General features: G+C 57.3%; 14 protein-coding genes and 2 tRNA genes. 11 read left to right on the forward strand and 5 right to left on the reverse strand.

Annotation, left to right across the window (positions count from 1 at the left end; all coding sequences use genetic code 11):
• Positions 1-192: 192 nt before the first annotated feature.
• On the reverse strand, positions 193-1,503 hold the full coding sequence (locus tag K1177_RS01640; protein ID WP_224701581.1) for a HipA domain-containing protein: 1,311 nt from the start codon (positions 1,501-1,503) through the stop codon (positions 193-195).
• Positions 1,503-1,739, reverse strand: a complete 237-nt coding sequence (locus tag K1177_RS01645; RefSeq protein ID WP_137151236.1) for a helix-turn-helix transcriptional regulator — start codon at positions 1,737-1,739, stop codon at positions 1,503-1,505. Before K1177_RS01645 ends, K1177_RS01640 begins: the two co-directional genes overlap by 1 nt.
• 196 nt (positions 1,740-1,935) lie before the next feature.
• Here K1177_RS01645 and K1177_RS01650 point away from each other — a divergent pair, with 196 nt between their 5' ends.
• The gene (locus K1177_RS01650; RefSeq protein WP_224701582.1) at positions 1,936-2,340 is read left to right on the forward strand and encodes a helix-turn-helix domain-containing protein; all 405 of its coding nucleotides are present in this window, start codon (positions 1,936-1,938) and stop codon (positions 2,338-2,340) included.
• Positions 2,341-2,499: 159 nt separating this feature from the next.
• On the forward strand, positions 2,500-3,015 hold the full coding sequence (locus K1177_RS01655) for an NYN domain-containing protein (protein ID WP_224701583.1): 516 nt from the start codon (positions 2,500-2,502) through the stop codon (positions 3,013-3,015).
• Positions 3,016-3,895: 880 nt separating this feature from the next.
• On the opposite strand, the gene K1177_RS01660 is transcribed toward K1177_RS01655, so the two are convergent.
• Positions 3,896-4,453, reverse strand: coding sequence for a hypothetical protein (locus K1177_RS01660; protein WP_224701584.1), 558 nt, complete (start codon positions 4,451-4,453; stop codon positions 3,896-3,898).
• A gap of 78 nt (positions 4,454-4,531) precedes the next feature.
• Between K1177_RS01660 and K1177_RS01665 the strand changes: the two genes are divergently transcribed.
• The 8 genes from K1177_RS01665 to K1177_RS18475 all read left to right on the forward strand — a co-directional run bounded on the left by K1177_RS01665 (position 4,532) and on the right by K1177_RS18475 (position 20,242).
• Positions 4,532-5,581 carry a hypothetical protein gene (locus K1177_RS01665; RefSeq protein ID WP_224701585.1) on the forward strand — a complete coding sequence of 350 codons (1,050 nt, stop codon included), beginning with the start codon at positions 4,532-4,534 and terminating at the stop codon, positions 5,579-5,581.
• Between the two features lie 1,035 nt (positions 5,582-6,616).
• Positions 6,617-7,639: a restriction endonuclease gene (locus K1177_RS01670; protein ID WP_224701586.1), complete on the forward strand. Its 1,023-nt coding sequence runs from the start codon at positions 6,617-6,619 to the stop codon at positions 7,637-7,639.
• A gap of 56 nt (positions 7,640-7,695) precedes the next feature.
• Positions 7,696-8,367: a DUF6998 domain-containing protein gene (locus K1177_RS01675; RefSeq protein WP_224701587.1), complete on the forward strand. Its 672-nt coding sequence runs from the start codon at positions 7,696-7,698 to the stop codon at positions 8,365-8,367.
• 211 nt (positions 8,368-8,578) lie between these two features.
• Complete coding sequence (locus K1177_RS01680; RefSeq protein ID WP_224701588.1) at positions 8,579-13,447, forward strand: DEAD/DEAH box helicase; 4,869 nt, start codon at positions 8,579-8,581, stop codon at positions 13,445-13,447.
• Positions 13,447-14,658, forward strand: a complete 1,212-nt coding sequence (locus K1177_RS01685) for a PDDEXK-like family protein (RefSeq protein ID WP_224701589.1) — start codon at positions 13,447-13,449, stop codon at positions 14,656-14,658. Before K1177_RS01680 ends, K1177_RS01685 begins: the two co-directional genes overlap by 1 nt.
• Positions 14,659-14,736: 78 nt before the next feature.
• Positions 14,737-18,282, forward strand: a complete 3,546-nt coding sequence (locus K1177_RS01690; RefSeq protein WP_224701590.1) for an AAA domain-containing protein — start codon at positions 14,737-14,739, stop codon at positions 18,280-18,282.
• A gap of 125 nt (positions 18,283-18,407) precedes the next feature.
• Positions 18,408-18,695 carry a restriction endonuclease gene (locus tag K1177_RS01695; protein ID WP_224703671.1) on the forward strand — a complete coding sequence of 96 codons (288 nt, stop codon included), beginning with the start codon at positions 18,408-18,410 and terminating at the stop codon, positions 18,693-18,695.
• Between the two features lie 383 nt (positions 18,696-19,078).
• On the forward strand, positions 19,079-20,242 hold the full coding sequence (locus K1177_RS18475) for a tyrosine-type recombinase/integrase (protein WP_224701591.1): 1,164 nt from the start codon (positions 19,079-19,081) through the stop codon (positions 20,240-20,242).
• Between the two features lie 72 nt (positions 20,243-20,314).
• On the opposite strand, the gene K1177_RS01705 is transcribed toward K1177_RS18475, so the two are convergent.
• A tRNA-Pro gene (locus K1177_RS01705) sits at positions 20,315-20,391 on the reverse strand.
• Positions 20,392-20,567: 176 nt separating this feature from the next.
• On the opposite strand from K1177_RS01705, the gene K1177_RS01710 reads away from it, so the two are divergent.
• Positions 20,568-20,642, forward strand: a tRNA-Gln gene (locus tag K1177_RS01710).
• A 150-nt stretch (positions 20,643-20,792) separates the two neighbouring features.
• Here the strand turns inward: K1177_RS01710 and K1177_RS01715 are convergent.
• Positions 20,793-21,314, reverse strand: a complete 522-nt coding sequence (locus K1177_RS01715; protein ID WP_224701592.1) for a GNAT family N-acetyltransferase — start codon at positions 21,312-21,314, stop codon at positions 20,793-20,795.
• Positions 21,315-21,398 lie beyond the last annotated feature (84 nt).

The following is a 21,398-nucleotide window of genomic DNA, read 5'->3' on the forward strand; positions in this document are numbered from 1 at the left end:
AAAAACCCCGACGTCCGAAGACGCCGGGGTTGATTGGTCGGAGTAGAGTGATTCGAACACTCGACCCCCTGCTCCCGAAGCAGGTGCCGAAAGAGAAAAGCCCGGAAAACCGGGCTTTTTGTTTTCGGAAATGCCCCGAAAATCCACTTTTGTTCCGCTAGCCCTGTCGGTGGTCTGTCGGTGGAAATCGACCTATCGGACGAACGTATCTCGACCTCTTGATAGTATGGGAGCCGGAAGTCCGAGGTTGGCGCATAGCGTCCTGATGTTGCTGCCGATGAGGTCCGCGAAGTTCTTGTCGTCGTATTCGACGGCTTCGATCTCGCGGTTCAAAACTTCGATGATTTCGGCCAGAGCCGCACCGACAACGCGCTTGCGGCCGGCTGCAGATGCGAAGCCGAGGTCGATCATGAACTGGTCCAGAGCTGCCTGGTCGAGCTCCTTAAGCGTTTTTGCCGACCCTAGGTAGTAGGCGAACTCGTCCGTCGTCCGTAGGTCCAGCATCGTCGGCATGACATCGTAGCGCGGCGTGGTTCTGATTCGGCCGCCCGGCAGATGGAACAGGGCGAAATTCTTGGCGTGGCCATCCACATTGCCCAGCAGGATGTCGAAGAGGGTGACGTGCACGAACTTGATGCGCTCGCCGGCGGGATCGATGGTGCGATCAAGGATGTTGCGGATGGCGGGCACATTGAAGCCATTGGCGCCACGCTCGGGCCGCTGATATTTGTGCCGCGCAGGTAGGCCCAGGGCTTGGCAGAAATCCTCCTGATGCACGCGCGTTACGATACCCTCTTCGACCCGCCGGTCGAAGCGCTCGACAAGCAGTGCCGGGATGCCACCGATCTCTACCAGGCTCGTTGGCGCCGTCTCGAAGCCAGCAGCTGTCGAAGCTTTCATCCCGGCATGTTCACGCATCGCGTCGCGCTCATGGCGTTCCTGGGGCACCTTTAGGATGTGCGTGGTCGGCGCGCCGGCAATCGGTTCGGCGTAGCGACCATCCGGCAGGACGGTAATGGCGATCTTGCTCTGGACACCAGCCAGCGGGGAGGGGTCGACCAGCTCCTGCGGAAGTGGTTCTCGGCGGTAGAGCGCCTGGACAATCGCCGCGACTTCATCGTCTGCGTATGGACGATAGTCGTGTCCCAGCCGTCCAGGCACCTTTGTCGGTGGTGAGCCCTCCGGGAGCACAGAGACGGCGCCGGCGCAGTCCTTGCCGAGATGGGCAAGGATCCCGACGATGTCATCATTGGCCAGACGATATTTCGCGATGACGTCGGCGCGGGCTGTATCGCGCTCCTGAAGCAGGTTGTCGAAGTAGGCCCGGGTGGCGTAGTCGACGAACGCTTCCTGGCCTAGTGGCAGCGCCATGGACAGTGGAAGTGCGTCAGAACGGACAACATAGTCGCCTGCATAGGCGAATGCGGTGGCACCCGTGGCCCAGCTAGACGACAGCTGGCCGATGGGTTCGTCAAAGCCTTCGAGGCGAACATCGAGTTGCATCAGCGGCTCTTCACTTCCAGATCCAGTCCCAGAGCCGTCAGCACCTGGAGCAACTTCCCGAGCTGCACGGTGGCCTTACCGTTCTCAAGGTCGGAGACAAACCGACGTCCGACGCCGGCTATGTCTGCGAAATCCTGCTGTGTATAGCCACGCGATTTTCTAGTCAGGGCGATGAACACACCCAGATCGCTGCCGGAGCGGATTGGTCCTGATCGAGATACGGATTGATCCGACATTCCAGCTTCCACCTGTGTTCCCGATCGGGAGCAATACTCGCATCGCTGCCGGAAAGCAACCTTTGTGTTCCCGATCGGGAACTTACCCGGTCTATTGGCTGGTATGTTCCCGATCGGGAACGTCCGCATCACTTCCAACGATGACATCGCTATAAATCAAGCAACATCAATACAGTAACTCTCTTGAAAGACGCCTATGACCGTAACGAAGCCGTATGAAGGAACCCGACTGACAGCATTCATCGAGAAGCGCATTCTCGAACTGCGCCCCACCAAGACCCAGGCCGAGGTGGCGGCCGAGACTGGCTTCGTCAACCCCAACATGATGTCACTGATCAAGAGCGGTGCAACTCGGCTGCCGCTTGATCGTGTGCCCGCCCTTGCGGCGGCCTTGGACGTAGACCCGGCCCGACTGCTCCAGCTGGCGCTCGAGCAGTGGGTCGGCTCGTCAGCGGCGCGTGCTTTCGAAGCCATCTTCAGCACTGTGGTGTCTCGCAACGAGGCCGACTGGATCAATGAAATTAGGGCCGCATCGGACAATACGGACCCCGCCGTCACAACCAGGACGCGCACGTCGCTGCGCAGCATCTTCGGAAAGTGAGGATGGCCATGCCAGCACATAGCCGCCGGTTGGTATCACCTCGCCTGCTGGAGCAGCTCTGGATCCGCGCGTTGAAGCCCAATGGTGTCTTGCCTGCAATCACGCTCGATCGCGTGAGGGCGGTGAGGGCCCTCGTCCTGACCTGGACGGAGGATGACGATGCGTAACCTTGCCTTGCGTATCGCTGGTTCGATCGGGCAATGCTGGTCGCCCTCCAAGAGGGTAGTCGTCTTTGTCGACGGCGACAGTGTTTCGGCGCACCACGTCGAGATCGTCCTCAACCACCTCCGCGATCGAAGCGTCGTATCGCAGGTGCGCGTTTTCGGGAACATCAACAACGGTAATGTGAGGTCCTGGTCGAGCCTGACCAAGCGCCGGGGTCTGATTGTCCGTCACATGGCGCAACTGGCTGACGGGAAAAACGGTGCCGACATTGCGCTTGCGACGGACGCCGTTGAGTTGCATCTGACCCGCCCTGCGCCCATATATGCCCTGATTGCGAGTGACGCAGACTTCACACCGCTGGTGGTGCGCCTGAAGCAGGACGGAGCCAAGGTCCTGGGCTTCGGCCACAGGAGCGCACCGGTCACGCTTCGCAGTGTTTGCACTTCCTTCAATCAGATCAGCGACCTGGAGAAGGGAAACGCGAAGGGCGTAGATAGTAGGACTGGCTAGCTCCCTAGGGACCGACCGAGCAAGAAAATTCTGATGTCACGCGACCTCTGCCACGCTTTCGGCTTGTGGTGACAAGAAGGGCGGACGTCAGCCCCAAATCGAAGTCCTAGAATGCCAGCGATGAGCGCATGGGGACTGATCGGGTGTTCGAGAATACCTATGGTCCAAACCTCCTCTGACACCCCAGAGATCACGATAGGTATTTCACGCTTCATTCTCGCAGCCAACCACGTGTTCCGTCGATAATGACCGCGGTCTAAAAACGTAACACTAAGTTTACATCGGAAGCATTTCTGCCTCAAAAATGTAAAGCAATAGATCAAAAATGACAACTTTCTGCCCACCGATGTCAACTTATGGGGATCAGAAATAGGTATTTCGTGCCATAAAGTTGGCAGATCTTTACGTTTGGTTGACACAGAAGAGCGGAAACGACTTATTTTCGCGCTGGCTTCCCGCAAGTCTCTCTATCAGCGGCGTTCAGTCATGAGACCCGGTCGCAGATCTCCCGTCGCGTGCCCAGCGGGCTTCGACGTCTCTTCGATACCAGCGCGTAGTATCTTCCGGTCTGACTTGAGCTCGACCTGATGTTCGCTGAGACGTCGGGATTGCCTGGGGAAATAGGTATCTCGACCATCAGTCAGGCGACTTTGTCGGGTAGACCTGACATGAGCACCAGACACTTGTCGTCGAGCTGTGGCGCTCCCGCACTCTGCAATTTCGTCCATGTCCGACGACTCCTGACGTGGCCGACCGCTGAATGCAGATAGCTGCTCCAACTATGACAGGAGCCTTGGCAAGCGAACTCGGTGCGCGCGTCTTCGACGGCAATTTTCGGTAGCCTCCGCTCCTGCGCACCCAGTGCGCGATGTAGATCGATCTACGGCTCGTTGGCGAGGAGCCACGCTTCCACGGCACGTGCCAACTCCTCGTCAACCCGCGAGCCGCGGTGAAGGGACATCCCCAGTGAACCGTTCAAGCTCTTGTAGCCCATCTCCTTCATTGCCTCCCCGGCCCCAATCGAGCGGGCATTCAGGATGGCACGAACTCTGCGTTTGGTTTCATCCGACAGCACGACCATCATCGCCGGGATCGTGGAAGCGGGGGGTGTTGGCGGCGTTGTCGCAATAGGGGGCGTGCGTGGCGGGGTCACCGCGCCCGGCGACCTGAGCGTGGTGGAGGATCCACCTGCCAGTGCTCGCAGCCACAACAGAAATTCCCGCCTTTCCTCGTTCGATCCCTTAGTCCAGGCATTCTTGAGCTCCTGCAGCCGGGTGCGCTGTTTCTTCAACCCCGCCACTCTGAATGCCGCCGCTGGTGACGAGAACTTGCCGGCGAGCAGATCGTTGTAGATCAACGGTGCCTCCACCTCGAGGCGTTCAAGGTAGTAGTCGTTGGCGCGATTGGCCGTGTTCTTCTCGGGCTTGAACTTGCTCAAGGCCCACCTCCAGCACTTCATGGACCGGACCGCTATAAACGAGACATCCTCAACAATGAGAAGGTAACTCGTCCTCCAATGACCACCTTGGACCTTTCCCACAAGAAGCAGCGCTTCGATGACGCTGTCTTCGTCGCTTCCAATCTTGAGCATTGCCGCCTCACCACTGAGCGGGAGCTGCAGGACCTGAAATGGGTCGGCTACCGCTTCATGACGCCGCTGGCAGCGACGAAGCTTTTCTATGATATCTATCGTAGCCTTCGTGTAGGTTATGTTCGCGAGCACAAGGACAAAGACCTGGCAGATAACTTGCCCATGGTTCCGTTTTCGGACTTTGTGAAGAACCCCAAAAATCTCGCCATGGCTTGGTCTGCGCGACAGATTGCCGATACCTTTGGTGTGCCATACGAGATCTACATCGAATTCGGCTTCTGGTTCTGGTCGAGGAGGGCAAGCGGTGGTCGCCGCAATGTCCCGCAGATCAATCAGCTGGGATTTTCCGACGCCACTGAGACCGCCTGGCGGGCAGAATTCAATAAGTTCTTGTCGCATGATCGGCTCTGGGCTGCGTCCCGTTCGCTCGCCGATGTTCCGCAGCTCCATCCTGATGCATTCGAAGGAACCGCCGAGCAGATTGCAGCACGCGCCTTCATCGTCGATCTTTGTGGTCGGTCAGAATGCTCTTGGCCCAGGGCAATTGAGATGTGGTGCTACAGTTATCCGATCGTGACGCCAGATGACTTCGCCGCGATAGTGCCGCCGGAGGTGCTGGAAGCAAGTGTCGCCACTGCATTGCTGGGGGCACTTGGTCCTACACCTGTGTCAGACGCGGCTCTTGCGGGCATTTTGTGGCCGTCGTGCCATGGAATGCCGAGTGCGATGGACACACGCGCAGAGGCGTGCCGGAAGTGCTGCTCCTCGGCTTCCTGCAACGGCCTCGCATCCATGGTGAAATCAGAGGTTCTGCGGAATACCGGCCATGAAGAGCCGCGTCAGAAGGCACTGAGGAAGGCTCCAAATGAGCGGCAGAAGCGGTATCGCGCGAAGAAGAAGGCCGCGACCGCATCAGCCGGAGTATCTAGCTCCCTCACCGCCACGTCCCCCTTGCCGGAGGTGACGCTTCCCTAGATGAACCGGGGTGACGCCTCCCTAAATGTATATATCTCTTGGAATATAGAACTACATAGGGAAGCGTCACTCTTGGGACGTCTCCGGGACGACGAGACCAGAACTGCCTGGAGGTAAGGGTGAGCTATTGGCCGCACCGGAGCAAACGGCTCGCGAGAGCATTGATCGACTTCTCCGCGATGCCGCGTGGGTTCTCCAGGATCGGGAGCACCTCGACCGCAATGCCAACCAGGGAGTCGCTGTCGGAGAGTTCCCACTGCCCTCCGGCCATGCCGACCGTCTGCTGTTCGCGGCTGGCAAGACGGCCGGCGTCGTAGCGGCGAACAAGTCCGAGGTGACCCCCGCGGTGTTGCAGAACAGCAGAGAACTATATGGGCCCGCTCCTACCTCATCTGGCGAGCTGGGACGAAAGCCTGGTCTTCGACTACGAAACCACAGGTAATTAAGCCCACTTCCGCGACATGTGTGATCCTGTTCCCAGATCCCGGCGAGTTTTTGTCTTTCACCGGCCCGAAGTTCTGCTGGAGTAGCTAAAACAGCAGGACACCCTTCGGGCTCGCCGGCGCCGTCAGCCGCGGATCAAGGCCGAAGGCCGCGAAGGCGAGCGCAAGAAGCAACGGTCTCAGGCGACTTCCTCACCGGCGCTCATGTTGATCCGGTCGATCACGTCGAAGAGTTGGTAGGTGCGCTCCATGGAAAACGCCTATTCCGGTCCGGATGGCGCGATATCCTTGAACGGCTCTCACAGAGCAGCTTGGAATCCATGACGCACTTCTCGGTGAGATGCTCGATCACCAGATCGACGAATTCGATTTGATCGGCAATGTCTGACCATTCGGCGATGACTGTGCTGAAGGTTGCAGCTACGGCGGCACGCTCCAGCCCAACCAGAGGCCGGATGAAGCTTCGCACGCCATAGCTCTGGATTTAGGTCAGGGCCTTGACGCTTAAATGGAAACCTAATGCCGGACCAACGACGTCGAATGTGATGTCATTTAAGCTATGGTGAGAACAGAAACTTTCGGAGGTGATCGTATGGCGCGAGTGTGGTTGGTTCGCTTAGGTAAGTTCGGCGAGCAAGAAAGCGCTGCACTTGGAAATGGTGTATTGGCCACAGGCTGGACAATACCCAGTTTCCCTGCCGACCATTCCAAAGAGAACATCGGAACTGCCCTCGAAGATGCTTATCCGGACCAAAAGGCCGGCACATTGCAGAATTGGGCAGTGCAACTGAACCAACTTGCAAATGTCGTTACTGAAGGCGACTTGACGGTTACGCCTCTCAAGACGACCGGCCAGATAGCGATAGGCCGGATTGTAGGCGCATTTGCCACAGACAGCGAAGGCAGGCCTACCCGGCGCGTGAAATGGCTACGCACGGACCTTCCAAGAGATTCTATCAAGCAGGATTTGCTGTTCAGCCTTGGTGCGTCGCAGACCATCTGCGAAATTTCCCGGAATGAAGCCGCAGAGCGGTTTGCCGCCCTTGTGGAATTGGGTAGAGACCCGGGTCCCCTAAGCGGCCCTGGGCCGGTTGGTCCGAACAATTCGGCACAACAGGACACGGCCGAGAGCGAGCCAGACTTTGCGATAAGTGCTCGCGACCAGATTGAACGCCACATCGCCGCAAACTTTACTGGTCACGCGTTCACGGAGTTGATCGCCGCTATACTGCGCGCGCAGGGATACCAAACTCGCGTAAGCCCGCCTGGAGCCGACCGAGGAGTAGATATTGTTGCTGGGCAGGGTGCGCTCGGCTTTGAGGGGCCACGACTTGTCGTGCAGGTCAAATCTGGTGGTGTTGTCGCTGACCAGCCCACACTGCAGGGACTGCTTGGCACGATCCAAGATACCCATGCGGAACATGGCCTGCTGGTGAGCTGGTCCGGCTTTACCGGCGCGGTCAAGCAACGAACAAACGATCTTTATTTCAGGGTTCGCCTCTGGGGGCGCGACGAGATCATGGAGGCACTGTTTTCGGTCTACGACCGATTGCCTGAGACTTTAAGAGCCGAGCTGCCGCTCAAGCGGATTTGGAGCTTGGTCTCCGAGGACTGACCGTCAAGGCTAAAGGTCGCTACGCTTCTTGGATAAGCAGACATGGCAGGTTTGTGGTGGCTCTTTCGCAGGTCCAGATCATTCAATCGTTGGCCGAGGCGCTCTCCTGGTTCGAGAAAGAACTAAGCTGGGGTGTGGCGCCGGCCGAGCTCAATCACCTGACCGGCCGTATCGGCGAACTTTATGCGGCCATGATCACTCGCGGGCAGATGGCTCTGGAGACCAACCAGCGCGGCTACGACGTTATCAGTGCAGAGAACGAACGCATCTCCGTCAAGACGATCACGTCGAGCTCGCATGTCTCATTCAATGCCAAGACGTTTGAGTTTGTTGATCGGGTCATGGTGTTGCGCGTGAACATAGACGACGACAATGGTGTCTCGGTCGAAACGCTTCTAGACAACAGCGCGGCTGAGGCAATGACACTGTGTCGCGACCTGGGCGATCGGCTGTCTTTCGGAATTCAAACGCGCTCAAGGCCCATCAAGCCGCTAGAAGATCTCAAAGTATCAGCCGAAGCTCAGTTCGAAAATCTGCTGGTCAGGCAATATGAGAACGGGACGATCACCGTGCTGGTCGAAGGTCAGGCCCAGGCAGTAGCAAAACCATTCCTTCGCAAGATTGCGGCCTCCGTCGGTGTCGATCTGCTCAATGGCAATTCCCAGCCCAAAAACACACGCCAGCTTGGGGCCGACATCATCAAGACGATCAATGCGATGACGTCCTAATCAAGAACAGCCGCCGCGAGCTGCCAGGGTGGGGCGTAGGCCCATTCCTGCATAAGCCATCCATTTCACTGCAGGGGTTGCTGGACAACCTGTCACGCATAAACCTATCGTCCCGCACATTGATTTGGTGATTTTTAGTCAAACGTGCCGGCACCAGCGTCTCCAGAACGTAGGCTAGCGCGATAAAGCTGAATTCGACTTGGGGGACCACATGGATCAGGCGCTCGCAGCGATCCTCGACCACTACCGGCAATCAGCGAAAACCGAGCGTGAAAAGGGCACCTATTTCGAGCGGCTGTGTGTCGCCTATCTGAAGAATGATCCGCTCCAGACGGCTCAATATGACGAGGTGTGGCCCTTTTCAGATTGGGCCCAAGCGCGGGGTATTGATCGTCGCGACACTGGCATCGACCTGGTGGCGCGTATGCGTGACAGCGGCGGCTACTGTGCCATTCAATGCAAATTCTATGACGAAGACAAACGCATCTCCAAGAGCGAGATCGACTCCTTCTTCACAGCATCTGGCAAGGCGCCATTTGCGCGGCGTCTAATCATCGACACCACTGACGCTGAGTGGAGCGAGCACGCCGAGGCGGCGCTACGTGACCAGCAGATTGAGACCATGCGCGTTGGTTTGAGCGATCTCTCGGCCAGCGCGATCGACTGGAGTGTCTATCAGCGCGATGAGCGTGTGGTGCTGGCGCCAAAGAAGGTGCCATTCCCCTACCAGGCGGAAGCCCTGGATGAAGTGGAAGCGGGCCTGGAAACCGCCGATCGTGGCAAGCTGCTCATGGCGTGCGGCACTGGCAAGACCTTCACTGCTCTCAAGATTGCCGAACGCATGGCCGGCAAAGGTAAGCGTGTTCTGTTCTTGGTGCCGTCCCTGGCTCTGATGTCACAGACGGTGCGCGAGTGGACGATTGATACCCAAACGCCGTTACGTGCCTTCGCAGTGTGTTCCGATAGCCAAGTTGGCAAGCGTCGGGCCAGCGAGGATGTCGCTGATCTCGAAATTCATGACTTGGCGTTCCCGGCGACCACCGATCCGCGCAAGCTGGCTCAGAAGTTCGACCACGAGACACCTGATGAGATGACGGTGATCTTCTCAACCTACCAATCCATCCAGGTAATCTCGGATGCGCAACAGCGGCACGGCCTTCCCGACTTTGACCTGATCATTTGTGATGAAGCCCATCGCACGACCGGGGCGACCTTCGCTGATGGCGAAGAGTCCAACTTCGTCAAGGTGCACCGCCAGGAGTTCATCCGCGGCAACAAGCGCCTCTATATGACCGCGACGCCACGCATCTACGGCGATGGTGTGAAGACCAAAGCCGCTGAGGCTTCCGTCGAGATTTGCTCAATGGATGATGAGGAGCTGTATGGCGCGGTGCTCTTCCAGCGCGGGTTCTCCTGGGCAGTCCAGAACGGGCTGCTGACGGACTATAAGGTCATCGTGCTCGCAGTGGACGAGCAGATGGTCAGCAGCAGTGTGCAGCGCCGGCTGATGGATGCGGACAGCTCTCTGCTGCTCGACGATGCGACCAAGATCATTGGTTGCTACAAGGCCCTGACAAAAATTGACTTGAAGCCGGACGTGCTTTCGGACCCCCACCCGATGCGACGCGCCATTGCCTTCTGTAAGGACATCAAGAGTTCGAAGTTGATCACCGGCGAGTTCGCCAGCGTGGTCAATGAGTATCTCGGTAACGTGGAGCTAGCCGAAGGTGAGACAGCCCTCAACTGTGAACTGAACCACGTTGACGGCACCTTCAATGCGAAGAGCCGGACAACGCTGCTGGACTGGCTCAAGGATGAGGCCGAGGAGAATACCTGCCGCATTCTGTCGAACGCGCGGTGCCTGTCTGAAGGCGTCGATGTGCCTGCGCTCGATGCAATCATGTTCCTGCATCCCCGCAAGTCACAGATTGACGTCGTGCAGTCCGTTGGCCGCGTGATGCGGCGGGCGGAAGGCAAGAAGATGGGCTACGTCATATTGCCCGTGGGTATTCCGGCCGGCATGTCCCCCGAAGAGGCGCTCAACAACAACGAGAAATACAAGGTCGTCTGGCAGATCCTCAACGCGCTGCGTGCCCATGATGACCGCTTTGACGCGACCATCAACAAGATGGAGTTGGGCGCCGACGTCAGCGCGCAAATCGAGATCATCGCCGTCACCAACGACATGCCCCAACAGGCCGCCAAGGCTGAGGCTGCCGGAATTGGCAGCGCTGGTCGCCACAGCGACGAGGACTATATTGAAGGTCCGCTGATAGCGCGAGATGTCGCCACACAGACAGCGTTTGTTTTCGACGAATTCGCCACCGCCGTCATGGCCAAGATCGTCAAGAAATGCGGCCGCCGCACCTACTGGGAAGACTGGGCTGGCGACATCGCCAAGATCGCGCAGACCCACATTACACGCATCAAGGCCCTAGTCGAACAACCAGGCACCAAAGAGCGCGCCGCATTCGAGAGTTTCGTGGCTGAGCTCCGGGATGACCTGAACGACAGCATCACCGAGGACGAAGCCATCGAAATGCTGGCGCAGCACCTCATCACCAAACCGGTGTTTGACGCGTTGTTCGAGGGACACAGCTTCACTTCTGAGAACCCTGTCTCAAAGGCCATGCAGTCGGTGCTCAATGTGCTCGAAGAGCAGAACATCGAGAAGGAGTCCCAGAGCCTCCAGAAATTTTATGACAGCGTTCGGTTCCGCGCCTCCGGCATCGATAATGCAGAAGGCAAGCAGAGGATTGTCGTCGAGCTCTATGATAAGTTCTTTAGTAAAGCTTTCCCACGCTTGAGAGAAAAGCTCGGAATTGTCTACACACCGGTCGAGGTAGTAGACTTCATCATTCACTCGGTGAACGAAGTGCTGCAATCGGAATTTGGCACAACAATCGGCTCGAAGGGTGTGCACATCATTGACCCATTCACTGGCACGGGAACCTTCATAACCCGTCTGCTTCAATCCGGTTTGATCAAGCCTGAAGAACTCGAGCACAAGTTTCGGCACGAGATCCACGCCAACGAGATTGTGCTGCTCGCGTATTACATAGCGGCGATCAATATCGAGGCAGTGTTCCACGACCTGAGTGAACGGGATGACTATGTGCCTTTTGAGGGTATTTGCCTGACGGATACCTTTCAAATGTATGAGGGCGAGGACCTGGTAGCCCAGCTTATGCCGGACAATTCTGACCGCCGAAAACGGCAAAAGGAGTTGGATCTGCGGGTTATTATCGGAAATCCACCTTACTCCGCTGGACAAACAAGCGCGAACGACGACGCGGCAAATGTCATCTATCCAACTCTGGACGCACGCATTCGCGACACCTACGCAGCGCACACTTCGATGACAAACAAGCGCGCTATTTATGACAGCTACATTCGGGCCATCCGTTGGGGAAGCGACCGGCTTAAAAGTAGCGGCGGTGTCATGGCCTATGTCTCGAACGCAGGCTGGGTAGATGGGGCCGCGCTTGACGGACTCCGCAAATGTCTTCGGGAAGAATTTAGCTCACTTCATGTTTTCCATCTTCGAGGGAACGCACGCACCTCTGGCGAGCAGCGCCGTAGAGAAAAAGGAAACGTCTTCGGAGAGGGCACTCGAACGCCAATTGCCATCAGCATATTCACGAAAAATCCTAGTGCTGACAAACATGGTGAGATTTTCTTTCATGATATTGGGGACTATCTCGACCAGAAACAGAAACTCGCCATAATAAAGGATTTTGGGAGTATTGGAGGCGTAAATCGTTCAAACGCCTGGTCGCGGGTCGAGCCAGACGAACATAACGATTGGATAGATCAACGAGCCAAAGGTTTTGCAAAATACAATAGCATCACTGCGAAGGGCGGGGATTCTACTGGTATTTTTGAAACGCATTCCGCAGGTTTGAAAACCAACCGAGATGTCTGGGTTTACGATTTCTCGAGGTCGGCCCTGGAACGGCGTGTTCGGGCTTCGATAGATTTCTTCAACAGCGAGATTGATCGGGCTGGCGGGGAGAAGGGATACAAACCGGATCCAAACCCGACGAGATTCAAGTGGTGCCAAGCTACTCTTAAAAATTTCGAAAGAAGCGTGAAGCTTCAGTATCACCCCGAAGCGGTCCAAGAAGCAATGTATCGGCCATTTCAAAGGATGTGGGTCTACAAGCATCAATCCCTGAACTGGAGCAGTTATCTAATGCCTCGGTTCTTTCCCAAATCCGATACGAAGAACGTCGCGATTTGCCTCTCAGGACCAGGTGGTAGAGGTCAGTTTTCAGCTCTTGTAGTTAATGCTGTGCCGAGTATTCATTTTGCTGATGTAGATGGCGCGCAGTGCTTTCCTCTGGCGCTTTTCACGGAGAAAGGTGATGATGTCGCCGCTGAATTATTTAGCAGCGCCAATGAATTTCACCCAAACAGCGGCATAACTGACCAAGGTCTCCGCAACTTTAAAAACGCATACATGGGAGAGGAAATATCCAAAGAAGATATTTTCTACTATGTATATGGTTTACTTCATTCTGAGGCGTATCGGACCAGCTTCGCGGACAATCTCTCAAAGGAATTGCCGCGTATCCCGAAAGTGAAGAAAGCTGAAGACTTTTGGGCTTTCACCGGTGCCGGGCGAGCGCTCGCTGACCTGCATGTGAATTTTGAGACCGTGGCTCCCTACCCAACGACTATCAAACAGGGTGATCTGCGTCTCGCAAATATCCCTGACCCCAACAAGTTCTACCGCGTCGAAAAAATGAAGTTCGGAGGAACGCGCCCTGGTCTCGACAAGTCTACCGTGGTCTACAACGCCAACATCACCATGACGGGCATCCCGTTGGAGGCTTATGACTATGTCGTCAATGGCAAGCCGGCACTGGAATGGGTGATGGAGCGACAAGCCGTAGTGAAAGACACATATAATCCAACAACCAAGAAGGGCAGTGATATTGTCAACGACGCCAACTGCTACGCCATCGAAACTGTAGGCAACCCTGCCTACCCACTGGAGCTGTTCCAACGTGTGATCACAGTTAGCCTCGAGACCATGAAGATCGTCCGTTCACTGCCAGCCTTGGATATCGATTGATGCCAGACACTGCTCTGACGCCGGATGAGCAAAAGAGGCTGCTGGAGAATTTTGTCTTCAGCAACGACGACCTAGAGCGGCTGGAGGCATTGTCGGCGGGTTTCAACATCTTCGATGCCATTGGCATGAAGCACCAGGAAATCCGGCACTCACGGACGCTGTCATTCTTGCTGGGTCCACAAAACGGCCATGGGCTCAGTCAGTATTTTCTAAAGCGCGTGCTCAAGACAATTGCGCTCGAACCGCAGAACGCGGTTTCGGTCGTCGACGTTGATGTCGCCAATTTTGCTGATGCCGAGACTCGCTGCGAGTGGAACAGCATCGACATCTTGATAATCTGTCCGACTGCCAAGCTCATCGTGGCTATCGAAAACAAGCTCCTGGCCGATGAGCACAGTGATCAGCTCACCAGATACAAGAGGGTGCTCGACGACCACCCCGAGTGGGCGGGTTATCGAAGGTTATTTGCTTTTCTTACTGTGGACGGACGTTCGCCAGCCAAGGCAGAGGACGGAGCCCACTGGTGCAACATTTCCTACGCAATGATCGCTGACGAGCTCGGCGCCTCTCACAAGGCGCTTCTCGGCAATATGGGTATCGATCAGGATGTGCTCATTCGGCACTATGTTGATCTGTTGAGGAGAAGCGTCTTGGAAGACAGTGAGGTCGCTAAGCTGGCGCGCAAAATCTATCAGGCACACAAGGGGGCGCTCGATATCATATTCGAGCACAGGCCAGATTTGCGCCTGGAGATCAGAGACTACCTACAGAAGAAAATTGAGACACAGTCAAACGTCGATATTGGTATGTGCTCAAGCCGTATATTGAGGTTCACCCACAAAGACTGGCGCTTCCAAGAGACCATTGAAGCAGAAACATTGGAGTTCAAACCAAAATACGTGAATTTCGAGATCGAAATCGATGCAAAGGCGACCCGAGTTAGACTTGAGCTTGTGGTTGGAGACGTGCCCGAAGCGAAGCGTTTTCAGTTGCGAGACAGCTTCCAGGAGGCGCTCGGAAGTAAGAAGAAGAGAAGTTCGGATACCTACCCAAGAGGCTGGGAATATAGGGATCTGCGGCGGGACATGGCAGCTGATATTGATTCCAACCAGTTACTGATCAAAATCGACAACTGGTGGAGTTCATTTGTCACCGACCATCTTGAGCTGGTTTCGTCCAAGGTAGCTGAGGTTCTTAAAACCGTGCGCTGAGAGCGCCGCCGGCGCATTGATCAGAATACTCGCCTCGGTGCCGGCTGCGCGCTAGGCTCAAGCAGTTGGATAAGTTTTTTGGCTAGCCGTCCCCTTCTAGCAATTGGAATTGAAGACCTCGAAAAAGCGTTCGACGCCCAGCGCGATGATCCTGCGTTCCTTAAGACGCTGGTCGCCGAACTAAAGAACCGCAAAACACAACGTGCCGCCCAACTCCGCGACCGTGCAGTGCAAGCGCTGGGTGTGTCGCCCAAGGGCAAACCCGCGCAACCTGCTGCAACGCCTGCGCGCCCTAAACAGACACCACCAGCGGCTCAGGTGCGCGAGCCTGCTCTGCCGCGCCAAATTCCGCCTACACCCGCGCCTGGCAATACAGGAAGCGCGCCCGCACCCTCACGCCCGCCTTCAGTGCAATTGGGCCGACCTCCGACTTCACCTGCGCGGGCCTCGGCCGATGTCGCTGGCCTCTCGCAGCCAGAGCGGGTCATGCTCACGTGGACAGCACTTGAGGTGCTGTCGCCACAGAGCTTTCGACGGCCCGAGGACTTAGCTAGTGGGGATCGTCAACGGGTTGCTCGGTTCAATGAGCGTGGACTGCCATGGGAAAACGGCGGTGAAAAATCAAAGCCGAACTATCGGCTCTACTATCAGGTGGTGCTCGGTTCCATCGATATGGAGAAGGCTATCGGCCAGCTGCTTTCGGTTTACACCGACAAGCGCGCGGAGCAACCACCAAGTTCTGGTGAGAGCATTATTGCGACCATCCTCGTAGACAGGGAAGGGCGTCCAGTCGAGCAAGATGCTGTGGCGCTCTCAAGCTTTGCCTGGGGCGTGCCAGTGGCTCTGAACGGCGACCTCAAGGCTCTCGGAGATTGGCCATCCGCAGAGCGGACGTTGATTGAAGCATTGGACGCACGTGTTCGCCGGACAGATGACTCCGGGAAGCCGGAACCCTTGACCTTGGGTGACATTGCTAGCGCACACGACTGGCTAGTAGGGCAGTTGGGTCTGCCGCTGGACATGGTCAGCCCGCCTTCATTCTGCGTGCGGACATACCAATGGTTCAAGCTAGACGACACTCCCGAGACGTTGCTGCTCAACTCGTTTTTCCTGTCCGACCTGGACCGGGCCCGTCAACTGTTCCAATCGGGAAAAGCCACATCAAATCTGAAGCGCTACATTGGACAGACAGCCCCTGAAACACGTCGTGACCTGCTGCACGACCAAGACGCTATCTCCGACGCGCTAGACCCTGCGAAGATGCCATTGGGACGGTGGCCGGCGGCCGGACGCTACCCTCTGGTGGCGCTGCAGCAAGCCGCGGTGAACCTGACGGCAAATCACCTGAAGGAAGATGGCATTCTCGCCGTGAATGGCCCTCCAGGGACTGGCAAGACCACCCTGTTGCGCGATGTAGTCGCTCATGTCGTCACCGAGCGTGCCCGCGTGATGGCGACTTACACTGACCCGGAACTGGCGTTCACCAATTCAAAACTAAGGGTCAAGAAGGGTCAGGCTTTTCTCTGGATGTATGAGCTCGACGCGAAGCTGCGCGGGTTTGAGATTGTCGTGGCTTCTTCGAACAACAAGGCAGTCGAAAATGTCAGTGCAGAGCTGCCCGGTTTGGCCGCAGTGGCGGACGAAGCGTTCCCCAATGGCTATTTCAAGACAGTATCTGATGTCCTTCTCGAACGAGACAGCTGGGGTATCATAGCCGCAGTTCTTGGCAATGCTGGCAACCGGTTCAAGTTCAGTCAGCGCTTCTGGTGGGACCAGGACTACGGCATGTCCAACTACCTAAAGCATGCGACTGGAACGCCGAGCTTTATCGTTGAGGAAGCCGAAGACGGCACGAAAACCCAGAGGCCACCGTATGTTGTCACCAAGGAACGCCCGCCGGCTGACAAAGACGAGGCGCTGAAGCGCTGGCGAAAGGCACGCAAGGCTTTTCAGGAGGCCGAGGCTTCTGCAAGAAAGGTGCTCGATGGCGCTTCACGACTTGCCGCGCTGCCTGGTCAGATCGTCGAAATCGATGCACACATAGCACAATTGGTCCCGGCGCTGAGTGCCGCCAACGATCGTGTCAATCAACTTTCTGCTGACAAACCACTTGCGCAGCGTGAGTCCCAAACTGCCAAGGATCACTATCGAAGCGCCGAAGAGGCCAAGGCACATTTGAAGGCTGCTAGACCAACGTTCTTGAGGGGGCTCTTCAATCGTGAGGGCCTTCGACGTTGGCGTGCGGGTTTTGAAGTGGCGTCGGACAAGGCTGCGCAGGCAAAGGCTACTTTCGAGAAGTGTGAGGAGCGTCACAACCAGCTTGTTGCCAAACACGCGGCTGAGCTTTCCACTCTCGAGGCCATGGTCGCTCGGCTGGAGACGCAAACGGCACAACGAGAAGAGTTCGTCAGGCGTTCGGAGGCGCTGAAGACTGCCCTTGGCGGCACGGCAATCGACCAGTCGCATTTCCTGCGCGGGCATGAGGAGCAACAGCTTGCTGCTCCTTGGCTGGCCGGCCAGGCAGCACTAAAGCGGGACGACCTATTTGAGGCCGCCATCAACCTGCATCGCGCCTTTGTAGACGCAGCCGCCCGCCCCCTACGACACAACCTCAATTTGCTGATGGATAGCTTCGGCACAAGGTCGTTCGGCAGTGAGGAAAAAGATCGCCTAATTCCGCACCTTTGGTCGAGCCTGTTTTTGGTAGTGCCGGTGGTCTCTACTACATTCGCCTCTGTCGCTCGAATGTTCTCCAATATCGGCGCGGAGGACATCGGTTGGCTGCTCATTGATGAAGCCGGCCAAGCGCTCCCACAGGCAGCAGTTGGCGCGATCATGCGTTCACGCCGAGCTGTTGTGGTAGGCGATCCGCTTCAAATCGAACCAGTCGTGGTGTTGCCAGACTCGCTTACTGATGCGGTCTGTAAAGAATTCAACGTCGACGAAACCGTTTACAACGCCCCCGCGGCATCTGCACAAACACTTGCTGATTCAGCCACGCCTTTTTTTGCGTCGTTCGAGACACGGATCGGTTCGAGGGATGTCGGAGTGCCGTTGCTCGTGCACCGACGCTGTGCCGATCCAATGTTCGGTATTTCAAACGCCATCGCCTACGAAAATCTTATGGTTCAGGCGAAGGTTCAAAAACACTCCCCAATCGCCGTAGCGTTGGGCCCGTCGCGCTGGATCAATGTGGAAGGATCTGGCCAAGACAAGTGGTGCGCTGATGAAGGCCAAGAGGTCATTAGCCTACTGCGCCAAATGCGGGAAAGTGGCGCAAGTTCTGACCTATACATCGTTACACCGTTCGTCGTGGTTCAGGATCGCATGCGAGACCTAATCAGATCTAGTGGCGTTCTAACTGGGTGGGTCGATGACGCCGCCAAGTGGCCATATGACCGGATCGGAACAGTTCATACGGTTCAAGGGCGGGAGGCCGAGGCTGTGATATTCCTTCTGGGCGCTCCGATGGCCCAGCAGAAGGGAGCGCGGAACTGGGCAGGTGCGAGGCCCAACATCTTGAACGTTGCCGTCTCACGAGCTCAGGAGACGATCTACGTTGTCGGCAATAGGAGACTTTGGCGCGAAGCTGGGGTATTCGCCGAGCTCGACAGGGCACTTTGACCGTCGCCTTCCTGTGAGTCCGACGAGCTCGTTCCGACCAGCTTGCGGGTTACCGGGCGGCAACTTCATCAAGGACTACCGCTCGCATCGGGCCGGGAAGAGCATCGGCATACCAAGATGGTGAAATTGCAAGCAGGCCGCGCAATGTCGTCGAGGTGAAGCACCGCAAGGGAGCCATGGGCAGCCAGGAGATCTGCAGCTTCCTCGTCGGCTGGCACAAGGACGACAAGGGCCTCTATGTCAGCACCGGCGGGTTCTCCAAGGACGCGCGCTATGAGGCGGAGCGGGCCAGCATTCCCCTCTCGCCCATGGACATCGACGAGCTCGTCGCCGCGCTGATCGAGAACTACGACGCCTTGGACAACGAGACCAAGCAGCTGCCGCCGCTACGCCGGCTGTATTGGCCGATCTAACTAGATGCGGCAATACGGATCGAGCATGACCCATACTGGCCTGGTGCCATTTCAAGTTTTCAGCCGCGATCTAGGCGATCGCCCGATGTGGGCGCAACTTTCTGCAGTCACCTGCGACACTCCGTCGAGCGTTTCGCTATAAAATGAAACATGAAGGCCAGACGTGTGTCTGGTCCCGCGTGTGACATGACTATGCTCGATATTCCCCGCCATCTCGAAGACGATTTTCCCATGACGCTCGAAGTGGCGTGCGAGGTGGAATTCGGTGGTGCGATCAAGCCAGCTAGTCTCCGGGCCGAGCATAGGCGCGGAAATCTGGTCCTCGAAAAAGTAGGACGCACTCACCTCGTCACACGCAATGCAATCAGGGATATGCGTCGCAAGTGTCAGTTGGACCCACAGGTAAGGGACCTAGGCTTTGGCTCCAGCCGGAGCGCAAGAACAGCAACGGAAGCGTCGAGACTGCCCGGTGGGCGATCCGCGACGGCAAGATCAAGCGCAGCACGGGATGCCCTCCAGGCGACCTTGCAGGGGCTGAGGCAGCACTAGCGGAATACATCACCCAGAAGCACGATCCTCGCCGCAACGTCGGCCAGCCGTCGCACGTGCTGATCGTCGACGTGCTCAACGTCTACGCCCGCGACGTTGCTCGCTTGCACGCGCGTCCGAGGGAATCGGCCGCAATGATAGCCAGGTTGGCGTCATGGTGGGGGAACCCGCTTGAAGCATCCCGGAAAGCCATCGGGCCCAAACCGGTGCTGACCGGCTTCGTCAGCGACATCAATGCCGCCAATTGCCATGCCTATGTTACCTTCGTGGGCGCTACCAGATCAGCAAGCCGGGATCTCGAGATGCTCCGGGCGGCTCTTCGGCACGCCCAGGAACAGCGGGTGTTGGAAGGGACAGTGAACGTGACGCTGCCGCCTAAGTCCAAGCCGCGTGAACGCTGGCTGACGCGGTCCGAGGTCGCAAAGCTCGTTTGGACAGCCTGGCGGGGAGGAAGGGCAGCAAACGGTCGGTCAGGGGAGGGCGACAATTGGCACATGCGGCGGCACCTGGCACGGTTCATTCTGCTAGCCGTCTACACCGGGTCCCGACGTGGCGACGTCCTGAATGCCTCGTTCGTGCACAGCGTCGACCATGGCTACATCGATCTGGAGCGCGGCGTCTGGACGCGAAAGGCCTCTTCGAAACTTGCAACGAAGAAAAAGCAGACGACTATACCGCTACCGCTTGGCCTGCTCGCCCATCTCAGGCGTTGGCGCCGCGCTGGTCAGACCTTCGCGGTCGAGTTCAACGGCAGGAAAGTCGACAACATCAGCAAGGCCTTTCGCGCCCTGGTTGCTGAGTGCGGTCTAGATAAGGGAGTCATCCCCCATGCTCTCCGACATACCGCGGTGACCTGGGCAATGCAGAACGGTATCGAGCTTTGGGAGGCCGCAGGTTATTTCGGCATGACGGTGCAGACCTTGATGGAGGTTTACGGGCACCATCATCCCGATCACCTCAAGGGTGCTGCTGCAGCGATGGGCAAGCGCAAGAGGTAACGATCCGGGCAAACCCTGTCGGTAACCCTGTCGGTGTAAAAAACCCCGACGTCCGAAGACGCCGGGGTTGATTGGTCGGAGTAGAGTGATTCGAACACTCGACCCCCTGCTCCCGAAGCAGGTGCGCTACCAGGCTGCGCTATACTCCGTCAAAGTCGCGACACGGGAAGGATCGGCGGACGGGCCCAGCTGGGCGTGTCGGCCATCGCGATGAGCCGGGTTATAGCTGCGCTTGCCCCGCCGTTCAAGCGCTTCGCACAGGCTTTTTACGCAGTCGCTGACCGAGTTGCGAAGCAAAGTTAAACCGTGTAGGAACCGCGCCAGTTGGGGCGTCGCCAAGTGGTAAGGCAGCGGTTTTTGGTACCGCCATTCCCAGGTTCGAATCCTGGCGCCCCAGCCAGCGCATGGCCCGGTAGCCGCCCCGCGAACACCCAGCAAGACCTGCCGACCCAGGCTGGGTTCCGCACATTGACAATGAACTCTGTGGCGCTGGGCTTTGCTTGCGGCAATGGCGTGGCCTGCTGCCAGACCGGCAGGCGCGGCAGAACGCTCATTGTGATGCGGTAGGCCTCCAGTGCAGCAGGATTTCCCGCTCCCCAGCGTCATCTGTCCGTTCTTCCACGACCCGCATGCCGATCTTTTCCAGCACACGCAGCGAGGCCCGGTTTTCTGGAGCCACGGTTGCGATGACAAGACCGAGCGCATGGTGCGTGCTGCCATAGGAGAGCAAGGCCCTGGCGGCTTCCTGCGCATATCCCTTGCCCCAATGCTCCCGGAGAAAAGCATATTTGAGCTCTGGCTCAACTTGACCATCGGGATGGACGAGGCCGCAGCAGCCCACTACTCGGCGGTCTTCGCGGTGCTCGACCGCATACATGCCGTAACCGCGAGACCGGTAGTTGGCCGCGTTCTTGTCGATCCAGAACAGACAATCCGCCCTTTGGAGCGGACGTCCGTCTCCAACCCAGCGCATTGCCTCGGCATCGCCGTAGACGGCAAGAATCGCGTCGACGTCGTCGGCGCGCCACTTGCGAATGCGCAGACGTTCCGTCGTTGCGATGTCGTTTGACATTTGAGCCTCCCTGAACCCAATCAAAACCCGAAGGCCGTTTCGCGCCTTTGATCGCGTTATGCGTCAAGCCGCATTGCAAATGTC

Origin of the sequence: Devosia aquimaris (assembly GCF_020169335.1) — a bacterium.
GTDB lineage: Bacteria > Pseudomonadota > Alphaproteobacteria > Rhizobiales > Devosiaceae > Devosia > Devosia aquimaris.